The sequence below is a fragment of the Streptomyces sp. NPDC020965 genome, from assembly GCF_044333555.1.
Taxonomy (GTDB): Bacteria; Actinomycetota; Actinomycetes; order Streptomycetales; family Streptomycetaceae; genus Streptomyces.
Map to the genome: position 1 here is coordinate 328,960 of NZ_JBIRRE010000001.1, position 22,437 is coordinate 351,396.

General features: G+C 70.5%; 17 protein-coding genes. 1 reads left to right on the forward strand and 16 read right to left on the reverse strand.

Annotated elements, in window-relative coordinates; all coding sequences use genetic code 11:
- The first annotated feature begins 160 nt into the window (after positions 1-160).
- Positions 161-3,298: an isoleucine--tRNA ligase gene (gene ileS, locus ACH4S7_RS01450; protein ID WP_398518997.1), complete on the forward strand. Its 3,138-nt coding sequence runs from the start codon at positions 161-163 to the stop codon at positions 3,296-3,298.
- A gap of 399 nt (positions 3,299-3,697) precedes the next feature.
- Here the strand turns inward: ileS and ACH4S7_RS01455 are convergent, their stop codons facing one another.
- The 16 genes from ACH4S7_RS01455 to rsmH all read right to left on the reverse strand — a co-directional run bounded on the left by ACH4S7_RS01455 (position 3,698) and on the right by rsmH (position 22,236).
- Positions 3,698-4,945, reverse strand: a complete 1,248-nt coding sequence (locus ACH4S7_RS01455) for a DivIVA domain-containing protein (protein ID WP_398518998.1) — start codon at positions 4,943-4,945, stop codon at positions 3,698-3,700.
- A gap of 63 nt (positions 4,946-5,008) precedes the next feature.
- Entirely contained in the window at positions 5,009-5,299 is a 291-nt protein-coding gene (locus tag ACH4S7_RS01460; RefSeq protein ID WP_352190508.1) for a YggT family protein, read from the reverse strand.
- 70 nt (positions 5,300-5,369) lie between these two features.
- Positions 5,370-5,999, reverse strand: a complete 630-nt coding sequence (locus ACH4S7_RS01465) for a cell division protein SepF (RefSeq protein ID WP_398518999.1) — start codon at positions 5,997-5,999, stop codon at positions 5,370-5,372.
- Positions 6,000-6,121: 122 nt separating this feature from the next.
- Positions 6,122-6,841 (reverse strand): YggS family pyridoxal phosphate-dependent enzyme, encoded by a 720-nt coding sequence (locus tag ACH4S7_RS01470; RefSeq protein WP_398519000.1) that lies wholly within the window; start codon positions 6,839-6,841, stop codon positions 6,122-6,124.
- Entirely contained in the window at positions 6,838-7,623 is a 786-nt protein-coding gene (gene pgeF / locus ACH4S7_RS01475; protein WP_398519001.1) for a peptidoglycan editing factor PgeF, read from the reverse strand. Before pgeF ends, ACH4S7_RS01470 begins: the two co-directional genes overlap by 4 nt.
- Positions 7,620-8,828: a cell division protein FtsZ gene (ftsZ, locus tag ACH4S7_RS01480; protein WP_398519002.1), complete on the reverse strand. Its 1,209-nt coding sequence runs from the start codon at positions 8,826-8,828 to the stop codon at positions 7,620-7,622. The genes pgeF and ftsZ overlap by 4 nt, the downstream gene beginning before the upstream one ends.
- 278 nt (positions 8,829-9,106) lie before the next feature.
- Entirely contained in the window at positions 9,107-9,913 is an 807-nt protein-coding gene (locus ACH4S7_RS01485) for a cell division protein FtsQ/DivIB (protein ID WP_398519003.1), read from the reverse strand.
- A 52-nt stretch (positions 9,914-9,965) separates the two neighbouring features.
- Positions 9,966-11,060, reverse strand: a complete 1,095-nt coding sequence (murG, locus tag ACH4S7_RS01490) for an undecaprenyldiphospho-muramoylpentapeptide beta-N-acetylglucosaminyltransferase (RefSeq protein WP_398519004.1) — start codon at positions 11,058-11,060, stop codon at positions 9,966-9,968.
- A gap of 6 nt (positions 11,061-11,066) precedes the next feature.
- Positions 11,067-12,545 carry a putative lipid II flippase FtsW gene (gene ftsW / locus ACH4S7_RS01495; RefSeq protein WP_398519005.1) on the reverse strand — a complete coding sequence of 493 codons (1,479 nt, stop codon included), beginning with the start codon at positions 12,543-12,545 and terminating at the stop codon, positions 11,067-11,069.
- 90 nt (positions 12,546-12,635) lie between these two features.
- Positions 12,636-14,096, reverse strand: coding sequence for a UDP-N-acetylmuramoyl-L-alanine--D-glutamate ligase (gene murD / locus ACH4S7_RS01500; protein WP_398519006.1), 1,461 nt, complete (start codon positions 14,094-14,096; stop codon positions 12,636-12,638).
- Positions 14,093-15,163 (reverse strand): phospho-N-acetylmuramoyl-pentapeptide-transferase, encoded by a 1,071-nt coding sequence (mraY, locus tag ACH4S7_RS01505; RefSeq protein WP_398519007.1) that lies wholly within the window; start codon positions 15,161-15,163, stop codon positions 14,093-14,095. Before mraY ends, murD begins: the two co-directional genes overlap by 4 nt.
- Complete coding sequence (gene murF, locus ACH4S7_RS01510) at positions 15,160-16,590, reverse strand: UDP-N-acetylmuramoyl-tripeptide--D-alanyl-D-alanine ligase (protein ID WP_398519008.1); 1,431 nt, start codon at positions 16,588-16,590, stop codon at positions 15,160-15,162. The genes mraY and murF overlap by 4 nt, the downstream gene beginning before the upstream one ends.
- Positions 16,591-16,594: 4 nt before the next feature.
- The gene (locus ACH4S7_RS01515; protein WP_398519009.1) at positions 16,595-18,265 is read right to left on the reverse strand and encodes a UDP-N-acetylmuramoyl-L-alanyl-D-glutamate--2,6-diaminopimelate ligase; all 1,671 of its coding nucleotides are present in this window, start codon (positions 18,263-18,265) and stop codon (positions 16,595-16,597) included.
- 438 nt (positions 18,266-18,703) lie between these two features.
- On the reverse strand, positions 18,704-20,491 hold the full coding sequence (locus tag ACH4S7_RS01520) for a peptidoglycan D,D-transpeptidase FtsI family protein (RefSeq protein ID WP_398519990.1): 1,788 nt from the start codon (positions 20,489-20,491) through the stop codon (positions 18,704-18,706).
- A 154-nt stretch (positions 20,492-20,645) separates the two neighbouring features.
- The gene (locus ACH4S7_RS01525; protein ID WP_398519010.1) at positions 20,646-21,143 is read right to left on the reverse strand and encodes a cell division protein FtsL; all 498 of its coding nucleotides are present in this window, start codon (positions 21,141-21,143) and stop codon (positions 20,646-20,648) included.
- A gap of 136 nt (positions 21,144-21,279) precedes the next feature.
- The gene (gene rsmH, locus ACH4S7_RS01530; protein WP_398519011.1) at positions 21,280-22,236 is read right to left on the reverse strand and encodes a 16S rRNA (cytosine(1402)-N(4))-methyltransferase RsmH; all 957 of its coding nucleotides are present in this window, start codon (positions 22,234-22,236) and stop codon (positions 21,280-21,282) included.
- Between the last annotated feature and the right edge of the window lie 201 nt (positions 22,237-22,437).

The window sequence follows — 22,437 nt, forward strand, 5'->3', positions numbered from 1 at the left end:
GGAGCCGCCGGAAGAAAGCCGTCAGGCGAGTAGAACCGGTGTCGCGACCCCAATGAGGGGGCGGTGCGTTCCTGCGCCGCCAAGGAGGGTGGTACCGCGGGAGCAGCACAGCTCTCGTCCCTCCGACGGAAGAGAATCTGTCCGCCGGAGGAGTTCGCCGATGACACCCCCGCAGTACCGCCAGGTACCCGCCCAGGTCGACCTGCCCGCGCTGGAGCACGCCGTGCTCGACTTCTGGCGCGAGAACAAGGTCTTCGCCAAGACCCTGGCCCAGTCCGAAGGCCGCCCCGAGTGGGTGTTCTACGAGGGCCCGCCGACCGCCAACGGCATGCCCGGTGCCCACCACATCGAGGCCCGCGTCTTCAAGGACGTCTTTCCCCGGTTCCGTACGATGCGTGGCTACCACGTCGCCCGCAAGGCCGGCTGGGACTGTCACGGACTGCCGGTCGAGCTGGCCGTCGAGAAGGAGCTGGGCTTCTCCGGCAAGAAGGACATCGAGGCGTACGGCATCGCCGAGTTCAACGCCAAGTGCCGTGAGTCGGTGACCCGGCACACGGACGCCTTCGCCGAGCTGACCGAGCGCATGGGGTACTGGGTCGACCTCGACGACGCGTACTGGACCATGAAGCCCGAGTACATCGACTCGGTCTGGTGGTCGCTCAAGGAGATCTTCAACAAGGGACTGCTGGTCCAGGACCACCGGGTCGCCCCCTGGTGCCCGCGCTGCGGCACGGGCCTCTCCGACCACGAGCTGGCGCAGGGGTACGAGACGGTCGTGGACCCCTCGGTCTTCGTCCGCTTCCCGCTGACCTCCGGCCCGCTCGCGGGCGAGGCCGCGCTCCTGGTGTGGACGACGACCCCGTGGACACTGGTGTCGAACACCGCGGTCGCCGCGCACCCTGACGTCACCTATGTGGTGGCGACCGACGGCACGGAGCGGCTCGTCGTCGCCGAGCCCCTGTTGGAGAAGGCGCTCGGCGAGGGCTGGGAGCCGACGGGAGAGTCGTTCTCCGGCGCGGAGATGGAGCGCTGGACGTACGAGCGCCCCTTCGACCTGGTCGAGTTCCCCGCCCCCGCGCACTACGTCGTGAACGCCGAGTACGTCACCACCGAGGACGGTACGGGTCTGGTCCACCAGTCCCCCGCCTTCGGTGAGGACGACCTCAAGGTCTGCCGCGCCTACGGCCTGCCGGTGGTCAACCCGGTCCGCCCGGACGGCACCTTCGAGGAGGGCCTCCCGCTGGTCGGCGGCGTCTTCTTCAAGAAGGCGGACGAACAACTGACCGCGGACCTCCAGGAGCGCGGCAAGCTCTTCCGCCACATCCCGTACGAGCACAGCTACCCGCACTGCTGGCGCTGTCACACCGCGCTGCTCTACTACGCGCAGCCGTCGTGGTACATCCGTACGACCGCGGTCAAGGACCGGCTGATCGAGGAGAACGAGAACACCAACTGGTTCCCGGACTCGGTCAAGCACGGCCGGTTCGGCGACTGGCTCAACAACAACGTCGACTGGGCGCTCTCCCGCAACCGTTACTGGGGCACCCCGCTGCCCATCTGGCGCTGCGAGGAGAACCACCTCACCTGCGTCGGCTCGCGCGCCGAGCTGTCCGAACTGACCGGCACCGACCAGGCGGAGCTGGACCCGCACCGCCCGTACATCGACGATGTCACCTTCGACTGCCCGCAGTGCACGGGCACGGCGACGCGCGTCCCCGAGGTCATCGACGCGTGGTACGACGCCGGGTCGATGCCGTTCGCGCAGTGGGGCTACCCGCACCAGAACAAGGACGTCTTCGAGAAGCGCTACCCGGCGCAGTTCATCTCGGAGGCGATCGACCAGACGCGCGGGTGGTTCTACACGCTGATGGCGGTCGGCACCCTCGTCTTCGACAAGTCCTCGTACGAAAACGTCGTCTGTCTGGGCCACATCCTGGCCGAGGACGGCCGGAAGATGTCCAAGCACCTGGGCAACACCCTCCAGCCGGTCCCGCTGATGGACCAGCACGGCGCCGACGCCGTCCGTTGGTTCATGGCGGCCGGTGGCTCGCCGTGGTCCGCGCGCCGGGTGGGCAACAGCACCATCCAGGAAGTGGTCCGCAAGACCCTGCTGACCTACTGGAACACGGTGGCCTTCCAGGCGCTCTACGCACGGACGTCGAACTGGGCGCCGTCCGCGTCCGATCCGGCGCCGGCGGAGCGCACGGTCCTGGACCGCTGGCTGCTCAGCGAGTTGAACGCGCTGGTGGACCAGGTCACCCAGGCGATGGAGGCGTACGACACCCAGCGGGCCGGGAAGCTGCTCTCCTCGTTCGTCGACGACCTCTCGAACTGGTACGTACGCCGCTCCCGCCGCCGCTTCTGGCAGGGTGACCCGGCCGCGCTGCGGACCCTGCACGAGGTGATCGAGACGATCACCCGCGTCATGGCCCCGCTCGTTCCCTTCATCACCGAGCGGGTCTGGCAGGACCTGGTGGTGCCGGTGACGCCGGACGCCCCGGAATCGGTGCATCTGACCGAATGGCCGGCCGCGGACCTCACCGCGATCGACCCGGAGCTGTCGCGCCGGATGACCCTGGTACGACGGCTGGTGGAGCTGGGGCGGGCGACCCGCGCGGAGTCGGGCGTGAAGACGCGCCAGCCGCTGTCCCGCGCGCTCGTCGGGGCCCATGGATTCGAGACCCTGTCGCCGGAGCTGCGCGCCCAGATCACCGAGGAGCTGAACGTCTCCTCGCTGGCGTCCCTGTCGGAGGTCGGCGGCTCGCTGGTCGACACCACGGCGAAGGCGAACTTCCGGGCGCTGGGCAAGCGGTTCGGCAAGGGCGTGCAGGCGGTGGCCAAGGCGGTTGCCGAGACCGACGCCGCGGCGCTCTCCCTCGCGCTCCGCGACGGTACGGCCGCGCTGGAGGTCGACGGCGAGACGATCACGCTCACCCCCGAGGAGGTCATCATCACCGAGACCCCCCGGGAGGGCTGGTCGGTGGCGTCCGACTCGGGTGCCACGGTCGCCCTCGACCTGGAGATCACCCCGGAGCTGCGTCTGGCGGGCCTGGCCCGCGACGCGATCCGGCTGATCCAGGAGGCCCGTAAGAACAGCGGCCTGGACGTGGCGGACCGGATCTCGGTGATCTGGACCTCGGCGGACCCGGCCACGACGGAGGCGCTCACCACACATGCGTCCCTGATCGCTGACGAGGTGCTGGCGACGGCCTTCACCCCCGCCCCCGCTGACGACTCCTTCGGACAAATGTTCACGGACGAACCACTGTCGCTGACGTTCCAGCTCCGCAAGGCGTAAGCACCGCACCACCCCTGAGGGGGCCGGGGGCATTGGCCCCCGGCCCCCTTTCCCATCCCCCACCACCTGGCAACCGCCCCGAAACCAGGGAGACAGAAGCACGAGGGCTGCGGAACACCAGGGCGGGAGGGGGGCGCGCAGGAGTGGTGGCGGGACGTAGAGCGTGATTTGTGGCGCTGAAGGTGCCCCGGAAAACGAGCACCCGAGTAGCGCCGTAAATCATGCAGTCCCGCCGCCACACCGGAGCGCACCCCGGCACCACCCACGCACCCGCACAAGCACCCGGGCCCCGCCCGCACGGCACCCGGTCCCCGCACAGCAAAAGGGCCGGGCCCGGGACTGATGTCCCGGGCCCGGCCCCCGCCTGCCGACGGCTACGCGCTCAGCGCGCTCCCGCCGTCAGTTGTCGTCCTCGTCGATCAGGAAGCCCCGCATCGGCGCCGGCGCCTGCTGCATCGGCTGCGGCGCCTGCGGCCGGACCGGTGCCATCGGCTGAGTCATCGCCGGGGACATCTGCTGCTGGCCACCGTACGAAGGGCCGCCACCCATCGACGGGTTACCGCCCATGGACTGACCCATCGACGGCCCACCGGCCATGGAGTGACCCATCGCGCCCGCGCCGGCCGAGGCCATCGAGGGCGACGGCGGCAGCGAGGCGGCCGCGGGGGTCCGCGGCGGCGCCAGCGAGTCGTCCGCCTGGGTCTCCAGCTGACGAAGCTGGCTCTCCAGGTAGGACTTCAGCCGCGTCCGGTACTCACGCTCGAAGCCCCGCAGGTCCTCGACCTTGCGCTCCAGCGTCGCCCGCGCGGACTCCAGGGAGCCCATCGCCACGCGGTGCTTCTCCTGGGCGTCCCGCTCCAGCGCGTCGGCCTTGGCGCGGGCGTCCCGCTCCAGACCCTCCGCACGCGAACGCGCCTCGCCGACAATCTTGTTGGCCTCGGAACGGGCCTCCGCGATCGCCTGGTCGGCGGTCTGCTGCGCCAGCGAGAGCACCCGGGCGGCACTGTCGCCACCGGGGCCCTGACCGGGCTGCGGGTGCTGCGGTCCGCCATGGCCACCGGGGTGACCGCCCATGGGGCCACCCATCGGGCCGCCCTGCATGGGACCACCCTGCATCTGGCCCTGCATCTGGCCGTTCTGCATCTGGCCCTGCATCGGACCACCCTGCATGGGGTTGCCCTGCATCTGGCCGTTCTGCATCTGGCCCTGCATCGGACCACCCTGCATCGGGTTGCCCTGCATGGGACCGCCCTGCAGTTGGCCACCGGGTCCACCCATGGGACCGCCGTGGCTCGGGCCGGCCGGCAGCTGCGGCGCTCCACCGGGCAGCTGGGGGGGACCCATCTGCGGGGGCTGCTGCTGCTGAACCGGGGGGCCAGATATGGCGGCGGGCACCGGTGCTCCCGGTCCGCCGCGGCCGTCCTGCGGCTCCGGCGGTTTGCGCATCCCCTGTTGTTGCTGATTCTGCGCCGCCGCTCGGGTCGCCGCGGCCAGCTTGGCGCGCAGGTCCTCGTTCTCACGGAGCAAGCGGGTCAATTCCGACTCGACCTCGTCGAGGAAGGCATCGACCTCGTCCTCGTCATAGCCTTCCCGGAGGCGGACCGTCGTGAACTGCTTGTTCCGCACGTCCTCGGGGGTCAGCGGCATCTCTTCTTCACCTCTACGTAGTCGTCGGCAGTCGGCAAGACCGTATCGTCCACTGTTACCCACTCACCTCGCGAAACCGCTCACGATGGAGATCAGGATGTAGACAATGATCATCAGAACGAAGAAGGACAGGTCGAGTGCCACGCCCCCGAGACGCAACGGCGGGATGAACCGCCGAAGAAGCTTGAGCGGTGGATCGGTGACAGTGTAGGTGGCTTCAAGAACGACCACCATCGCCTTACCGGGTTGCCATGAACGGGCGAACTGGAAGACGTAATCCATGACCAGCCGAAAAATCAGCACGATGAGGAAGCACATCAGCGCGATGTAGACCACCTGTAGTGCGACGCCCATCCCGCGCTTCCCTCTCCCCTGTTGCTCTACTCGCTCCGGCCTGTGGCCGGCTCGTCCCGGTTGTCGTGTCTCAGCTCTGGTTGAAGAATCCGCCCTCTGCGATACGGGCCTTGTCCTCCGCCGTGACATCGACGTTAGCAGGCGACAACAGGAACACCTTCTGGGTCACCCGCTCAATGCTGCCATGCAGACCGAAGACAAGTCCCGCGGCAAAGTCGACAAGTCGCTTCGCGTCGGTGTCGTCCATCTCGGTCAGATTCATGATCACCGGGGTGCCCTCACGGAAGTGTTCCCCGATGGTACGGGCCTCGTTATAGGTCCGTGGATGCAATGTGGTGATGCGGTAAGGCTCCCGCTCGGACACGACCTTGGGCATGATCACCGGTGCGTTCTTCTCCAGGCTCGGGCGTTCAGGTGTGATGGATGCCACGGGGGCGATTCGTGCCGGACGTCCGCTTTCTGCGGATAGCGAAGCGGCGTGCGGGGCGGCGTGCGCCAGCGGCTCGCGCTGCGCCGGGGGTTGCACGACCCGCACCGGCTCCTCGCGCTCCACCTGATGCGCGGGCTGATGCCGCCGGTGCTCCCGCTCGGGTTCCGGTTCGGGCTCGAAGTCGTCGTCGGGATCGAAACCCCTGCCGTCGTATCCATCGTCCTCCACGAGGCCGAGGTAGACCGCCATCTTGCGCATCGCGCCGGCCATTCTCTGAATCCTCCGCTCTGTGGTGGATCGGTTCGTCACCAAGTGCCCGCGATCCACGGGGCCCGCCCGTTCGAACACGGGAATGACCATATTTTGTGCTGTGGTCCGACTTCTTGGCGACGTTACCCGAGCCGAGGACGGACTCCGAGTACCGCAGTGCCGACGCGTACATGTGTCGCCCCGGCCGCCACGGCCTCTTCGAGGTCCGCACTCATCCCCGCTGACACCATGTTCGCAGCAGGATGCCCGACGCGCAGGCCGGATGAGAATTCCACCAGCCGCTCGAACGCCGCCCGTTGCCGCCCCGCGTACGGTCCGGCCAGCGGCGCGACGGTCATCAGACCACCGAGCCGCAGTCCCGGCGCGCCGTCCACGGCGGCGGCCAACTCCTCGATTCCGTCCGGTGCGACACCGCCCCGGTCCCCGCGCGTCCCCGCGTCGGCGTCCAGGGCGACCTGAATCAGACAGCCCAGTTCCCGCCCGGCCCGGACCGCGGCGGCGGAGAGCGCGGTGACAAGCCTCACGCGATCGATCGACTGCACAACATCGGCATATCCCGCCACAGAACGGACTTTATTGGTCTGCAACTGACCGACGAAGTGCCAACTGAGATCCAGATCCGCGCAAGCGGTCGCCTTGGGCGCCGCGTCCTGGTCACGATTCTCCGCGACGTGGCGCACACCGAGTTCATGGAGGAGGCGAACATCACTCGCCGGATAGGTCTTGGTGACCACGATGAGCGTCACCTCGTCCCGCTTGCGCCCGGCCGCGGCGCAGGCGGAGGCGATACGTTCCTCCACCGTCGCCAGATTGGCGGCGAGTTCTGTCCTACGGTCCGTCATGCTGCGGCCCCTCCTGCGGGGGAAGCGTCGTCCGTCCCCCCGGAAAGCGGTGCCAGCCAGACATATCCGGCGAGCCGCCCGGTGGTGCGGTCCCGGCGGTACGAATAATGGTCGTTCGACTCCAGTGTGCAGAACGCGGAGGGCTTTCGGTCCCACACCCCGAGCGCCGCGAGCTGGGCGTGCACCCCGGCCGTGACGTCGACGGCGGGCGTCCCCCAGCTCGTCTCCGCCCAGGCGGCGGGTTCGACGGCCGCGACCTCGGACCGCATCGCCGCGGGGACTTCGTAACAGCGTCCGCAGATCGCGGGTCCGGTACGGGCCACGATCCGGGCCGGCTCGGCACCCAGGGCCACCATGGCCCCGACGGTGGCGGGCACGATCCCGGCGACCATGCCCGGGCGGCCGGCGTGGGCCGCGCCCACCACACCCGCGACCGGATCGGCCAGCAGCACCGGGGTGCAGTCGGCGGTCAGCACGGCGAGCGCGAGTCCGCGCCGCGCGGTGACCACACCGTCCACCGCCGGAATCGGCCCGTCGCCCCAGGGGCCGTCCACCGTGGCGACTTCCCTGCCGTGGACCTGGTTCATCCAGACCACATCGCCGGGGTCGAGCCCCAGCTTCCCGGCCGCGACGGCCCGGTTGGCCCGTACCGCCGCGGGGTCGTCACCGACCGCGCCACCGAGATTCAGCTCCTCGTACGGAACGGCGCTCACCCCGCCCCACCGGTCGGTGAAGGCGAAGTGCGCGCCGTTCTCGTGTATCGCGTGGTCCCGCACGGTCACTTCAAGAAGTCCGGGACATCCAGCTCTTCGGCCGAGGTGTCCGGGTACGGACGGGCCGGGGGGACGTGCGGGGCCGACGAGCCCAGGTCGCTCGTGACCGGGACCGGCTCCGGCCTGCTCTCCTCCCGGTCACGGGAGGGTACGGCGCCGAGGCCACCGGTCTGGCGCGGCTGCTCGGTGCCGCGCGACGGCGTGGCGGCCGGCTCCTCGCGCTTGCCGGAGGTCGCCCCGAGGACGGTGTCACGGCGGGTGGGCGGCTGCCCCCCGTCGAACCCGGCCGCGATGACGGTGACCCGGACCTCGTCGCCGAGCGCGTCGTCGATGACCGCGCCGAAGATGATGTTGGCCTCGGGGTGGGCGGCCTCGCTCACGAGCTGCGCGGCCTCGTTGATCTCGAAGAGACCGAGGTCGGAACCGCCGGAGATGGAGAGCAGCACCCCGCGCGCGCCGTCGATGGACGCCTCCAGGAGCGGCGAGGAGATCGCCATCTCGGCGGCGGCCACCGCGCGGTCGTCGCCGCGGGCGGAGCCGATCCCCATGAGCGCCGATCCGGCCTCGGACATCACGGACTTGACGTCGGCGAAGTCGAGGTTGATCAGGCCGGGGGTGGTGATCAGGTCGGTGATGCCCTGAACGCCCGAGAGCAGGACCTGGTCGGCGGACTTGAATGCGTCCAACACGCTGACCTGGCGGTCCGAGATGGAGAGCAGCCGGTCGTTCGGGATGACGATGAGGGTGTCGACCTCTTCGCGGAGTTCGGCGATGCCGTCCTCCGCCTGGTTGGCCCGTCGGCGACCCTCGAAGGTGAACGGGCGGGTGACCACACCGATCGTCAGGGCGCCGAGCGAACGGGCGATGTTGGCGACGACGGGCGCGCCACCGGTGCCGGTGCCACCACCCTCGCCAGCGGTGACGAAGACCATGTCGGCCCCCTTGAGGACCTCCTCGATCTCCTCACGGTGGTCCTCTGCCGCCTTGCGACCGACGGCCGGATTGGCTCCGGCTCCCAGGCCCCGGGTGAGTTCACGGCCGACGTCGAGTTTGACGTCGGCGTCGCTCATCAACAGTGCCTGCGCATCGGTGTTGATGGCGATGAACTCGACGCCCTTGAGACCGACCTCGATCATTCGGTTGATGGCATTGACACCACCGCCGCCGACACCGATGACCTTGATGACTGCGAGGTAGTTCTGCGGTGCTGCCACGTCGAAGGCCTCTCGCCTCGAGTTACGTGTCGCCTACCCGCACGGTTCTCGCGCGGGGACGACGGATGCCGAAGGGACGGTCCGAAACGCCGACCCGAACCCTAACGTTGAAGTTTAGGGTTACCAGTGTGTCTGTTCGTTGGACTCTTCCGAACAGGACACTAAGTCGACAAGTGGCGCGCGTTCAACGAACACGCCGAACCTCCCGTTTTTCTTTTCACCCTATGTGATCAGCCGTTGCGCTGACCAGCCAGGGGGTGGCGCCGCGCAGGTGTGCGTCAACTCCCCGAGACGGATGGGGCGGTGGGGGCGCTCACATCGAAGTGCTCGGCCTCGGGAGCCGCTTTCATCAGCGCGGTGAGCGCGCGCGCCTTCACCTCGCCGTCATCGGGGCTGCCCCACACCACAGTACGACCACGCGTCAACTCGACCGAGAAATCATCGTATGAGCGGACTACTACCGCGCGGGTGTCGGCGGCGACCCTTCTGGGGAGCTCGTCCCGGACCCGTACGGCCTCGGTGATGAGCCGATCCGTCGGGAAACGACGGGAAGCGGCCGACTGAGTCAGGGTCAGTTCCAGCCGCGGTACGCCTTCGGGGGCCTTGGCGACCGTCGCGAATCGCCGGCCGGTGACATCCACTTCGATGAACTTCCCGCCCTTTTCGATCAGCAGAACGGGGGTACGTTCCGTGACGTCCAGGGTGATTCCGTGCGGCCACGAACGGGACACCTCCACCGAGGCGATCCGGGGCAGCCGCTCACGCAACCGGTCCGCCAGGCCGTCCGTGTCGACGGAGACCAGGGGCGACCCCATTGGAACGTCGGCCGCCGCGGTCACCTGGTCCGGCGTCAGCACCCGGGTGCCGGTGGCCCGCACCTGCTCCACCCGCAGCCAGGAGGACCCGTACAGCGCCCAGATCACGCCACCGAGCAGGACGGCGACGGCGAGCGCGATCAGCAGGAGACGGCGGCCGGGAAGCCGGGGCCGGCGGAACCACGGCCCCCGCGCGGGCGGGCCGGACGCCCCCCGCGGACGGCGCGATGGGGTGCGCACACCCCGTTCGGCGGTGGTGGGTCCGGCCACGCTCCCGGTCTCCTTCCGGTGGGGCCCGGGGGCTCCCCCGGGCCGCGCGGCCTCACGCCTGCCGGCGCGCCGCGATTGCCTCGTACACCATGCCGACCAGCAGTTCGTCGGCGTCCCTGCGGCCGAACTCGGCGGCGGCGCGGGACATCTCGTACAGCCGGTGCGGATCGGCCAGCACCGGCAGGACGTTGCCCTGGACCCACTGGGGGGTCAGTTCGGCGTCGTCCACCAGCATTCCGCCCCCGGCCTTCACCAGCGGCTGGGCGTTGAGCCGCTGTTCGCCGTTGCCGATCGGCAACGGGACGTAGGCGGCGGGGAGCCCGACGGCGGAGAGTTCGGCGACGGTCATCGCGCCAGCGCGGCAGAGCATCATGTCGGCCGCGGCGTACGCGAGGTCCATCCGGTCCACATACGGTACCGGGATGTAGGGCGGCATTCCGGGCATGTTGTCGACGTGGGGCAGCTCGTTCTTCGGGCCGACCGCATGCAGGATCTGGATTCCGGAGCGTTGGAGCACCGGGGCGACCTGCTGCACCACCTCATTGAGCCGGCGCGCGCCCTGGGAGCCGCCGGAGACCAATAGCGTCGGCAGATGGGGGTCGAGGCCGAAGGCGGCCCGCGCCTCCGGACGCACCCGGGCCCGGTCGAGGGTGGCGATCGAGTACCGCAGCGGAATGCCGATATAGCGGGCGTTGCGCAGTTTGCTGTCGGGCGTGGCGACGGCCACCCCGGCGGCGTACCGCGATCCGATCTTGTTGGCGAGCCCCGGGCGGGCATTGGCCTCGTGGACGACGATCGGGACACCGCGCCGTTTGGCGGCGAGATAGCCCGGCAGCGCCACATAGCCACCGAAGCCGACGACGCAGTCCGCCTTGGTCCGCTCCAGGACCTGCTCGGCCGCCTTGATGGTGCCGCGCAGCCGCCCGGGTACGGTGATCAGCTCCGGCGTGGGTTTGCGCGGCAGGGGTACGGCGGGGATGAGTGCCAGCTCATAGCCGCGCTCCGGGACGAGCCTGGTCTCCAGTCCGCGTTCTGTGCCGAGGGCCGTGATTCCCACGGTCGGGTCCTGCCTGCGCAGGGCGTCCGCGAGGGCGAGCGCGGGCTCGATGTGGCCGGCGGTCCCCCCACCGGCGAGTACGACATGCACCGAAATTCACCGCTCTCCGGACGGGCGCTTCTTGACGCGCCGTCTCATCGTCTTCCATCTCACCCCTGGCTTCCGCATGGCCAGGGCCGCTTTCGCGGCGGGATCCTCTCGCGCGAAGGCGATCAGCAGTCCGATCGCGAACATGGACGGCAGCAGGGCCGACCCTCCGTAGGAGAACAGCGGGAGCGGGACACCGGCGATCGGCAGCAGGCCGAGCACCGCACCGATGTTGACCACGGCCTGGGCCGTGATCCAGGTGGTCACACCTCCCGCGGCGTACCTCACGAAGGGGTCCTCCGTGCGTCCGGCCACGCGGATACCCGCATAGCCTAGGGCCGCGAACAGGGCGAGGACCGACAGTGTCCCCGCCAGACCGAGTTCCTCGCCGGCGATCGCGAAGATGAAGTCGGTGTGCGGCTCCGGCAGTTGCCCCCATTTCTCCACACTCGCACCGAGCCCGGATCCGAACCATCCTCCGGAGGCCAGGGCGTAGATTCCGTGCACCGCCTGCCAGCACTCGCCCTTCGGGCCGAGGTCGATGGCGCCGATGCAGGAGAGCCGCGACATCCGGTTCTCGCTGGTGCTGATGAGCATGAAGCCGACGAGGGTGGCGATGCCGAGCACCCCGGCGAAGAGCCGGGTGGGTGCCCCGGCGAGCCAGAGCAGCCCGAAGAGGATCGCGGTGAGAATGATCGCGGTGCCCATATCGCCGCCGAGCATGATCAGCCCGAGCAGCATGAAGGCCACCGGCACGAGCGGCACCAGCATGTGCTTCCACTGGGCCAGCAGCCGCTTGTCATGTTTGCGGGCGAGTAGATCGGCGCCCCACAGGATCAGCGCCAGCTTGGCGAACTCGCTGGGCTGGAGCTGGAACGGGCCACCGAGGTAGAGCCAGTTCTGGTTGCCGTTGACCGACCGCCCTATGCCCGGAACCTGCACCAACGCCATCAGACAGACGCTGACCGCGAGGAGCGGGTAGGACAGCGCCCGGTGGAGTTTGGAGGGCATCCGGGAGGCGAGCAGCAGCAGTCCGGTGCCGATGACGGCCGCCACGAACTGTTTACGGAAGAAGTACGAGGCCGAGAGGTTCAGCTCCAGGGCCTTGATCATCGAGGCGGAGTACACCATCACCAGACCGAGCACGGTGATCAGCAGACTGCTGCCGAGGATCAGGTAGTACGCGGTGAGCGGCCGGTCCCAGGTGCGGCGGGCGCGCTCGTAGAGCCGGCGCAGACCGCTGCCGCGTGGCGGCCGGGAGGAGCCGGTGGTGCGGCGGGGCGCGCGCCCGGCGGCGGCGGGCGGCCGACGCCCGGTCGCGCCCCCGGTACGCCCGCGCAGGGCGAGGCCGGGGCGCTCCGGCGCCGCTGCGGCGCCGGCCGGGCAGGTCCCGCCGGGGAGTCCCGCGAAGGCCGGGGAGGCCGGGAAACAGCCGCGGGCGCGCGGCCCGGCCCGGTGGTGGGCGGGGTTGGTGTCATCGGCCGGCATGGACGCTGTCCCCTCCAGTCGTGCGTGAGGCCCGTCGGCGTCCCGGGGACCGTCCCCGGGACGCTCGGCACGGCGCGGAGGTCGGGCCGGTCAGGCGCGCTCGGCGGCGAGTGCGCGGACCGCGTCCGCGAACGCCTCGCCCCGCTTGTTGTAGTTGACGAACATGTCCATCGAGGCGCAGGCGGGGGCCAGGAGAACCGTATCCCCCGGCCGGGCGAGCCGGGCCGCCTCGCGCACGGCAGCGGACATGGCCTCAGTGTCTGTCCGGTCGAGGTCGACCACCGGGACCTCGGGGGCGTGTCGCGCGAGGGCTTCCCGGATCAGTGCGCGGTCGGCGCCGATGAGGACGACGCCGCGCAGCCGCGGGGCGGCGTTCTGGACCAGTTCGTCGAAGGTCGCGCCCTTGGCGAGACCACCGGCGATCCACACGATCGGATCATAGGCGGCGAGGGACGCCTCGGCCGCGTGGGTGTTGGTGGCCTTGGAGTCGTCGATCCAGTCGACGCCCGCGACCTCCGCGACCTTCTCGATCCGGTGCGGGTCGGGCCGGAAGGCCCGCAGTCCGTCGCGCACGGCGGCCGGGGGGACGCCGTAGGCGCGCGCCAGCGCCGCCGCCGCGAGGGCGTTGGAGACGTTGTGCGGCGCCGGGGGGTTGACGTCGGCGACCTCGGCCAGCTCCTGCGCCTGCTGCTGGCGGTTCTCGACGAAGGCGCGGTCGACGAGGATGCCGTCGACCACGCCGAGCTGTGAGGGCCCCGGGGTGCCGAGGGTGAAGCCGATCGCCCGGCAGCCCTCCTCGACGTCGGCGGCGCGCACCAGGTCCTCGGTCGCCGGATCGGCGGCGTTGTAGACGCAGGCGACGCTGTTGCCCTCGTAGATCCGGCCCTTGTCGGCGGCGTACGCAGCCATCGAGCCGTGCCAGTCGAGGTGGTCCGGCGCCAGATTGAGCACGGCGCCGGAGTGGGCCCGCAGCGAGGGCGCCCAGTGGAGCTGGTAGCTGGAGAGTTCGACGGCGAGGACGTCGTACGTGAAGTCGCCGAGGACCGCGTCCAGCAGCGAGACGCCGATGTTGCCGACGGCCGCCGTGCGCAGCCCGGCCGCTTCGAGGATCGCGGCGAGCATCCGTACGGTCGTGGTCTTGCCGTTGGTGCCGGTGACGGCGAGCCAGGCGGCCGGCTTCCGGCCGTCCAGATCGCGCAGCCGCCAGGCGAGTTCGACGTCACCCCAGACCGTGACGCCCGCCTCGGCGGCGGCCCGGAAGAGCGGCTTGTGCGGCGGCCAACCCGGGGTGGTGACGATCAGTTCGGTGCCGTCGGGCAGGGTGTCGCCGTCGCCGAGGCGCACGGTGACGCCGTGCGCCGTCAGCTCGGCGGCCTGGGTGCGGGAGCGCTCGTCGTCCCCGTCGTTGACGACGGTGACGACGGCGCCGAGCCCGTGCAGGACCTTCGCCACGGGGATCCCGGAGACCCCGAGACCGGCGACGGTGACGCGCTTGCCGCGCCACTGCTCCGTGCGCGGGTCCGGGCCGTCCGACCCGTGCGGCGCACTCACTTGTCCGCCGCCCAGCCCGCGTAGAACAGGCCCAGGCCCACGATCACGCACATGCCCTGGATGATCCAGAAGCGGACCACGACAAGGACTTCGGACCACCCCTTGAGTTCGAAGTGGTGTTGGAGTGGCGCCATACGGAAGACCCGCTTCCGGGTCATCTTGAACGAACCGACCTGGATGACCACGGACATGGTGATCAGCACGAAGAGTCCGCCGAGCAGAGCCAGCAGCAGCTCCGTACGGGAACAGATCGCCAGGCCCGCGAGCGCACCGCCGAGGGCGAGCGAACCGGTGTCACCCATGAAGATCTTCGCGGGTGAGGTGTTCCACCACAGGAAGCCGAAGCAGGAGCCCATCAGGGCGGAGGCCACCACCGCGAGGTCGAGCGGATCGCGCACCTCGAAACAGGCGGCCGGGTTGGTCAGTGACACCGCGTTGGCACAGGACTCCTGGAACTGCCAGAGCCCGATGAACGTGTACGCGCCGAAGACCATCACCGACGCGCCGGTGGCCAGGCCGTCCAGACCGTCCGTCAGATTCACGCCGTTGGACATGGCGAGGATCATGAAGAGCGCCCAGATCACGAAGAGCACCGGGCCGATCGACCAGCCGAAGTCCGTGATGAAGGACAGTTTGGTCGAGGCGGGGGTGAGATCGCGCTGGTCGGCGAATTGCAGCGAGAGCACAGCGAAGGCGATGCCGACGACCAACTGCCCCGTCATCTTCGCCTTGGCCCGCAGGCCCAGCGAACGCTGCTTGACGATCTTGATGTAGTCGTCCAGGAAGCCGACCACACCCATGCCGGCCATCAGGAAGAGGACCAGCAGACCCGAGATGGTCGGGTCCTCCCCCGTGATCACCTTGGCCAGTGCGTACGCGATCAGGGTGGCCAGGATGAAGGAGATGCCGCCCATGGTGGGCGTCCCCTTCTTACTGCCGTGCGTACGCGGGCCGTCGTCCCGGATGAACTGCCCGTACCCCTTACGGGCCAGCAGCTTGATCAGCAGCGGGGTGCCGATGAGCGTCAAGAAGAGCCCGATGGCCCCCGCGAAGAGGATCTGCCTCATCGGCCGGCAACCTCGCCCTCGGCGGTGTCTTCGAGCAGCGTCTGCGCGAGACGCTCCAGACCGACCGATCTGGAAGCCTTCACCAGCACGACGTCTCCCGGGCGCAACTCACTGCGCAACAGGTCGACCGCCGCCTGTGCGTCGGACACGTGCACCGACTCCTCACCCCACGAACCCTCGTTATAAGCGCCCAGTCTCAGCCAGGACGCTTCCCTGCCCCCGACTGCGACGAGCTTGCTGACGTTGAGCCGGACGGCGAGCCGTCCGACGGCGTCGTGCTCGGCGAGCGCTTCGTCACCGAGTTCGGCCATCAGGCCGAGCACCGCCCATGTACGTCCCCCCCGGGTCTGCGCTTCCTGGCCCATCGCGGCCAGCGCGCGCAGCGCCGCCCTCATGGATTCGGGGTTCGCGTTGTAGGCGTCGTTGACGATCGTCACGCCGTCCGAACGCTCGGTGACCTCCATGCGCCAGCGGGAGAGGGTGCCGGCCTCCGAGAGCGCGGTGGCGATCTCGTCGACGGACATGCCCAGCTCATGGGCGACGGCGGCCGCGGCGAGCGCGTTCGACACGTGGTGCTCACCGTACAGCCGCATGGTCACGTCACTGCACCCGGTGGGGGTGTGAAGCGTGAAGGCGGGCCTGCCCTGTGGGGTGAGTCGGACGTTCTCGGCCCGTACGTCCGCGTTCGCGCCCTCGCCGAAGGTGATCACCCGGGCTCTGGTGCGGGACGCCATGGCGCGGACGAGCGGGTCGTCGGCGTTGAGCACCGCCACCCCGCCGTCCGCCGCCGAAGGCAGCGCCTCGACCAGCTCGCCCTTGGCCTCGGCGATCCGCTCCCGGCCGCCGAACTCGCCGACGTGGGCGCTGCCGACGTTCAGGACGAGTCCGATCCTGGGCGGCACCAGGCCGGCCAGATAGCGGATGTCCCCGACGTACCGGGCGCCCATCTCCAGGACGAGGTGGCGGGTGGACTCCTCGGCCCGCAGCGCGGTCAGCGGCAGTCCGATCTCGTTGTTGAGGTTGCCCTCCGGGTAGACCGTGGGCCCCTTGCGCTCCAGAAGTTGGGCGATCAGATCCTTCGTGCTGGTCTTTCCGGCCGAGCCGGTGAGCGCGACGGTGGTGGCGCCGAGGCGGTGCACCACATGGCGGGCGAGGGCGCCGAGGGCGGCGACGACGTCGGGCACGACGATCGCCGGTACGCCGACGGGCCGGGTGGCCAGCACGGCGACGGCACCGGCGGCGACGGCACCCGCGGCGAAGTCGTGGCCGTCGACGCGTTCGCCGTCGAAGGCGGTGAAGAGGGCGCCGGGCCGGACCTGGCGGGAGTCCATGACGACGGGTCCGGTGATCCGCACGGCGGGATCCGGTATGTCGTGGGACTGCCCGCCGACGATGGCGGCGATCTCGGCGAGGGAGAGGGCGATCACTTGGTCATCCCCGGGATTTCTCGTGAAAGGTGGCGCGGACGGCTTCGCGGAGTACCTGGCGGTCGTCGAAGGGACGGACGACTCCGGCGATGTCCTGGCCCTGCTCATGGCCCTTGCCGGCGATCAGCACGGTGTCGCCCGGCTCGGCGCGGGCGACGGCCGCCGCGACGGCGGCGGCCCGGTCGGCTTCGACCAGGACGTCGCCCCGCTCGTGGACCGGCACCTCGGCGGCACCGGCGAGCATGGCGGCGAGGATCGCGAGCGGGTCCTCGGAACGCGGGTTGTCGGAGGTCAGTACGGCGGTGTCGGCGAGCCGGGCGGCGGCGGCGCCCATCGGCCCGCGTTTGGTCTTGTCACGGTCGCCGCCGCAGCCGAGGACGATGTGCACCCGGCCCTCGGTGACCTTGCGCAGCGAGCGCAGCACCGATTCGACGGCGTCCGTCTTGTGCGCGTAGTCGACGACGGCGAGGTACGGCTGCCCCTCGTCCACCCGCTCCAGCCGGCCCGGGACGCCCGGCACGGCCGCGACCCCGTCGGCGGCCGTCTGCGGGTCGATCCCGGCGACGGCGAGGGTGACGACGGCGGCCAGGCTGTTGGCGACGTTGAACGGGCCCGGCAGCGGCGCCTTCGCGCGCACCCGCTCGCCCGAGGGACCGACGATCGTGAAGGTGGAGCCCAGCGAGCCGACCTCGACGTCCTCGGCCCGCCAGTCGGCGTCCGGGTGGCCCTCGGCGGAGAAGGTGGTGACCGGCACGGTCGCCTCCTTGACCAGCCTGCGGCCGTACACGTCATCGAAGTTGACGACCGCGCGCCTGCTGCGCTCCGGGGTGAAGAGCCGCGCCTTCGCCTGGAAGTAGTCCTCCATATCGGAGTGGAACTCCATGTGCTCCGGGCTGAGGTTGTTGAAGACGGCGACGTCGAAGACACAGCCGTCGACCCGGCCGAGTACCAGGGCGTGGCTGGAGACCTCCATGGCGACGGCCTCGACACCGCGCTCCCGCATCACCGCGAAGAGGGCCTGGAGGTCGGTGGCCTCCGGAGTCGTACGTTCCGACTTGAGGGCCTCGTCGCCGATCCGGGTCTCGACCGTACCGATGAGCCCGGTGCTGCGGCCGGCCGCCCGCAGGCCGCCTTCCATGAGATAGACCGTGGTGGTCTTGCCGGAGGTGCCGGTGATGCCGATCTGGAGCAGGGCCTCGCCGGGGTGTCCGTAGATCTCGGTGGCGAGTTCGCCCATCCGGCCGCGCGGGTCGTCGGTGACCAGGACCGGCAGTCCGGTCGCGGCGGCGCGCTCGGCGCCGGACGGGTCGGTGAGGACGGCGGCGGCACCGAGGTCGGCGGCCTGGGCCACGAAGTCGGCGCCGTGCAGCCGGGCGCCGGGGAGGGCCGCGTACACATCGCCGGGGCGGACCGCGCGGGAGTCATGGGTGATGCCGGTGACCTCGCCCGATCCGGGGCCCTTCACCCCCAGTCGGGCGGCCAGCTCCCCGAGCGGGGTCGGGTGGCGCCGGTCCGGGCGGGGCGCTCCGGGCTGCTTCACGGATGCGTCCTGCTGGGCGGTTCGGTACTGATCAGCGTGTGGCACGGCGGTGAGCGTACCGGGCCCACCCTGTCCGGGGCGAAATGAGGGGGACTCCGGCACGTGGTTCCCGGAATCGGGGGTGATGGTGGTCACTGGTGGTTCCTCAGGTCATGCGCCGGCCGGTCACCGGGCGTGAATTGGTTCCTCGGTCGATCCCGGCCGGTCGCCCCGGCGGGGAGGTGGGGTCGGTACGTCCGCCGGTCACCGGGCGGGACGTGGAGCGGGTACGCCGGCCGGCCGTCGGGCCCGCCGTGGCGGGTCGGTGCGTCGGCTCGGCGCCGGATCGATACGTCAGGTCGGCACCGGGTCGATGCCTCGGTTCGGCACCGGGTCGGCGCGCCGGCCGGGCGCTGGATCCGTACGCCGGCCGGGCGCCGGGCGCGGCATCCGTTGCAGGCATCTCAGGCATCTCGGGCGTCTCAGGTGTCTCGGTGTCTCAGGCGTCTCGGTGTCTCAGGCATCTCGGTGTCTCAGGCATCTCGGGCGTCTCAGGCGTCTCGGTGTCTCGGGTGTCGCGTTCATGCGTCACGCTCACGCGTCGGGCCGGTCACCGGGACTGAAGGTGACGGGCATCCGGGCGGGTGCGTTGCCGGTCGGCGGCACCTGAAGGGTCTTCAGCGCGAACTCCATGACCTTCTGGTAGACCGGGCCACAGATCTGGCCGCCGAAGTAACTGCCCTTGGTGGGGTTCTGGATGGCGCAGTAGACGGCGATACGGGGTTTGTCGGAGGGCGCGAAGCCGGCGAAGGAGGCGGTGTAGCCGCGGTAGCGGCCCAGCTCCGGATCGACGCGGTTGGCGGTGCCGGTCTTGCCCGCGACGCGGTAGCCCGGGATCCGGGCCTTGGTGCCGGTGCCCTCCTCGTTGCCGACCACGGACTCCAGCATCGTGGCGACGGTCCGTGCGGTCTCCTCGCTGACCACCCGGGTCTTCCGCGGGGCGGGCGCCGGGGTGAACCGACCGTCGGACCCCTTGGAGCCGCGGACCAGGGTGGGTTCCACCCGGACCCCGCCGTTGGCGATCGTCTGGTAGACGGAGGCCGCCTGCATGGCGTTGATGGACAGCCCCTGGCCGAACGGGATCGTGTACTGCTGCGAGGTCGACCACTTGCCCGGTGCGGCGAGGATGCCCGGGGTCTCGCCGGGGTAGCCGAGCCCGCTGGGGCTGCCGATGCCGAACTTCCGCAGATAGGAGTGGAGCACCTTGTTGGCCTGCGGCTGGGTCGCGCCGAGCTGCCCGGTCGCCAGGATGGTGCCGATGTTGCTGGACTTGGCGAGCACCCCGTTGAGCGTGAGGTACCAGGTGGGGTGGTCGATGTCGTCCTTGAACAGCCGGTCGCCCCGGTGCAGCCGGTTGGGCACGACGACATGGGTGCCGGGGGTGGCGGCCTTCTCCTCCAGTACGGCGGCCATGGACATCACCTTGGCGGTGGAGCCGGGCTCGAACGCGTCCTGGAGCGCGGCGTTGCCCAGGGCGGTCAGGTCGGCGCGGGAGATGTCGTTGGGGTCGAAGCCGGGCGCGTTGGCCATGGCGAGGACCTCGCCGGTGCGGGTGTCCTGGACTATCACGTAGCCCCGGTCCGCCTTGGACTTGGTCACCTGCTCCGAGATGGCGCGCTGGGCCGCCCACTGGATGTCGCGGTCGATGGTCAGCTCGATATCGGAACCGGGGACGGCGGGGGTCTCCCGGGTCCCCCCGGCGGTGGGCACCCGCCGGCCCCCCGACTGGGCGTAGGTGATCTCCCCGTCCTTGCCGGCGAGTTCCTTGTCGAGCATCGACTCGATGCCGCCGCCGCCCCGGCCGTCGGCGTTGACGTAGCCGAGTATCCCGGCCGCGAGATCGCCGTTCGGGTAGACCCGCTTGCTGCTCGGCTCCTGGAGGACGCCGGCCAGGACATTGACGCCGGGGCCGCCCTTGGCCCGGTCCGCGCGCGCCTTCTCGGCGAAGACCTTCCTGAGGTCCTTGATCTGGTTCCACACCTGGGGGGTCTGCCGGCGGGCCAGCACCGTATAGCGGGACTTCGGGGTCTTCAGCTTCCCGGCGAGCACCCCGGCGTCCGCGTCGAGGATCGGCGCGAGCAGCGCGGCCGCCTGCTCCGGCGCGTTCGGGGACTTGCTCTCGGCGGGCGTGAACAGCTTCGGGTCGGCGGTGATGTCGTACGCGTCGACGCTGCTGGCCAGCGCGATACCGGCGCGGTCGGTGATCTCGCCTCGCTCGGCCGCCAGCTCCACCTTGAGGTAGCGGTGCTTCTCCGCCTTGGCGGCGTAGGTGTCGGCGTCCACGGCCTGCACCTGGAGCAGCCGGACGACGAAGGCCAGCATCACCAGCGTCAGACCGAGGCCGACCAGGCGCAGCCGGGGGCGGGGGCTGCCGAGCTTGAGGGAGCGCGGTGTCGGTCGCCCGGCGGGTCCGGGGACGCGGCCTGGCGCGGGCCGTCCCGAGGGCCGGGGGCGTGGTTCCTTGGGAGGCACTGCGTCACCTGCCGGAGGGCGTCGGGGTCGGCTGCGCGGGCGGATCCGACGGCTCTTCGGCCGCCGTCCCCCCACTGGGCGCGGAGCCCGCCGAGCCGGGGGCGGACGGGGTCGCGGAGGGGTCGGGTGACGGCGCGGCGGCCTCTTCCGGCTGGCCGCGGACGGTGCCGTCGGGTTCGATGAAGGCGGGGTTGCCCCCGGGGGCCATGCCGAGTTCACTGGCCCGGCGCTCCAGCGCGTCGGGTGCCACCCGGCTGTCGACGTCGCGCTGGAGCGCCTGCTGCTCGTCGGTCAGCTCGGTGGTCTTGTCCTTGAGCTCGCGCAGTTCGAAGGAGCCCTGGTTGAGGGCGGAGTTCAGCAGCAGCAGGATGATGAGCCCGCCGCCGAGAAGGACCACGACCAGCAGGACGAAGGGGGTACGGGCGGCGCTGCTGGGCCCTGCGGGCATCAGCCGGGCGAGCCGGGCGGCGCGTCCCCTGAGCTGCTTGGCCGCTGTGCTCACCGCGTCCTCCCGATCGTCGTCCGAGCGCTGTCCGACGGTGAGACGCTCCCGGCGGGCGCCGCGTTCCGGGCCGCCGGCCGGGCGGTCAGGTGCGGCCGGCCGGTGCGGCCGGGTACCGCCACCGTCCGCGCCCCGCTCACCGCACGTCCTCCCGGATGCGCTGTGCGCCCCTCAGACGCGCAGGGGCGGCCCGGCGGTTCTCCGCGACCTCTTCCTCCGTCGGCAGCTCCGCGCCCCGGGTCAGCAGCTTCAGCCGCGGCTGGTACTGCTCCGGTACGACGGGGAGTCCGGGTGGCGCGGTGGTGGCGGCGCCGGCCGCCAGGACCTGCTTCACCAGCCGGTCCTCCAGTGACTGGTACGAAAGCACGGCGATCCGACCACCGAGGGCGAGGGCCCCGACCGCCGCCGGGATCGCGCGCTCCAACACGGTCAGCTCGCCGTTCACCTCGATGCGCAGGGCCTGGAACGTGCGCTTGGCGGGATTGCCACCGGTGCGCTTGGCGGCCTGCGGCAGTGCGTCCCGGATCAGCTCGACCAGCCGGGCGCTGTTGGTGAAGGGCTGCTTGTCGCGTTCCCGTACGACGGCCGAGACGATCCGCTTGGCCTGCTTCTCCTCGCCGTACATCCGCAGGATACGGACCAGCTCACCGGGCGCGTAGGTGTTGAGGACCTCGGCGGCGCCGATACCGGTCGTCTGGTCCATCCGCATGTCGAGCGGGGCGTCCTGGGCGTACGCGAAGCCGCGGTCGGCCTCGTCCAACTGCATGGAGGAGACGCCGAGGTCGAAGAGGATGCCGTCGACGCGCGGGACCCCCAGTCGGTCGAGGACCTCGGGCAGTTCGTCGTAGACGGCGTGGACCAGGGTGGCACGGTCGCCGAAGGGGGCAAGACGTTCGGCGGAGAGCCGGAGGGCCTCGGTGTCCCGGTCGAGCGCGATCAGCCGTGCCCCGGGGAATCGGGTGAGCAGTGCCTCACTGTGTCCGCCGAGGCCGAGGGTGCAGTCGACGACGACCGCTCCGGGCGTCTCCAGGGCCGGGGCCAACAGGTCCAGGCACCGCTGGAGCATTACCGGGACGTGTCGGGTATTGCTCAAAGCGCCCTCTCAGGTCCGGCGCGGGGGTCGATCGGCCGGCGAGCGGGGAGGCCGAGCCGTGCGTACGCCGCACACGCGGGAAAATCTTGGAAATGTGCGGGATGTATCGGTGAACTCCGCGTCACTTTAGTCCACCGTACTTGCCGGTCAATCAACCGGCTGGCGGCGTGGCGGCGAGGTCGGGGAATCATCCGATTCACT

What these genes read in the sequence shown, in the direction of transcription:
- ileS (WP_398518997.1), top strand. Translation starts at nt 161, where the DNA reads ATGACACCCCCGCAGTACCGCCAGGTACCCGCCCAGGTCGACCTGCCC.
- ACH4S7_RS01465 (WP_398518999.1), bottom strand. Translation starts at nt 5,999, where the DNA reads ATGGCCGGCGCGATGCGCAAGATGGCGGTCTACCTCGGCCTCGTGGAG.
- ftsW (WP_398519005.1), bottom strand. Translation starts at nt 12,545, where the DNA reads ATGCCGGCCGATGACACCAACCCCGCCCACCACCGGGCCGGGCCGCGC.
- mraY (WP_398519007.1), bottom strand. Translation starts at nt 15,163, where the DNA reads ATGAGGCAGATCCTCTTCGCGGGGGCCATCGGGCTCTTCTTGACGCTC.
- ACH4S7_RS01520 (WP_398519990.1), bottom strand. Translation starts at nt 20,491, where the DNA reads ATGCTGGCCTTCGTCGTCCGGCTGCTCCAGGTGCAGGCCGTGGACGCC.
- ACH4S7_RS01455 (WP_398518998.1), bottom strand. Translation starts at nt 4,945, where the DNA reads ATGCCGCTGACCCCCGAGGACGTGCGGAACAAGCAGTTCACGACGGTC.
- ACH4S7_RS01460 (WP_352190508.1), bottom strand. Translation starts at nt 5,299, where the DNA reads ATGGGCGTCGCACTACAGGTGGTCTACATCGCGCTGATGTGCTTCCTC.
- ACH4S7_RS01470 (WP_398519000.1), bottom strand. Translation starts at nt 6,841, where the DNA reads ATGACGGACCGTAGGACAGAACTCGCCGCCAATCTGGCGACGGTGGAG.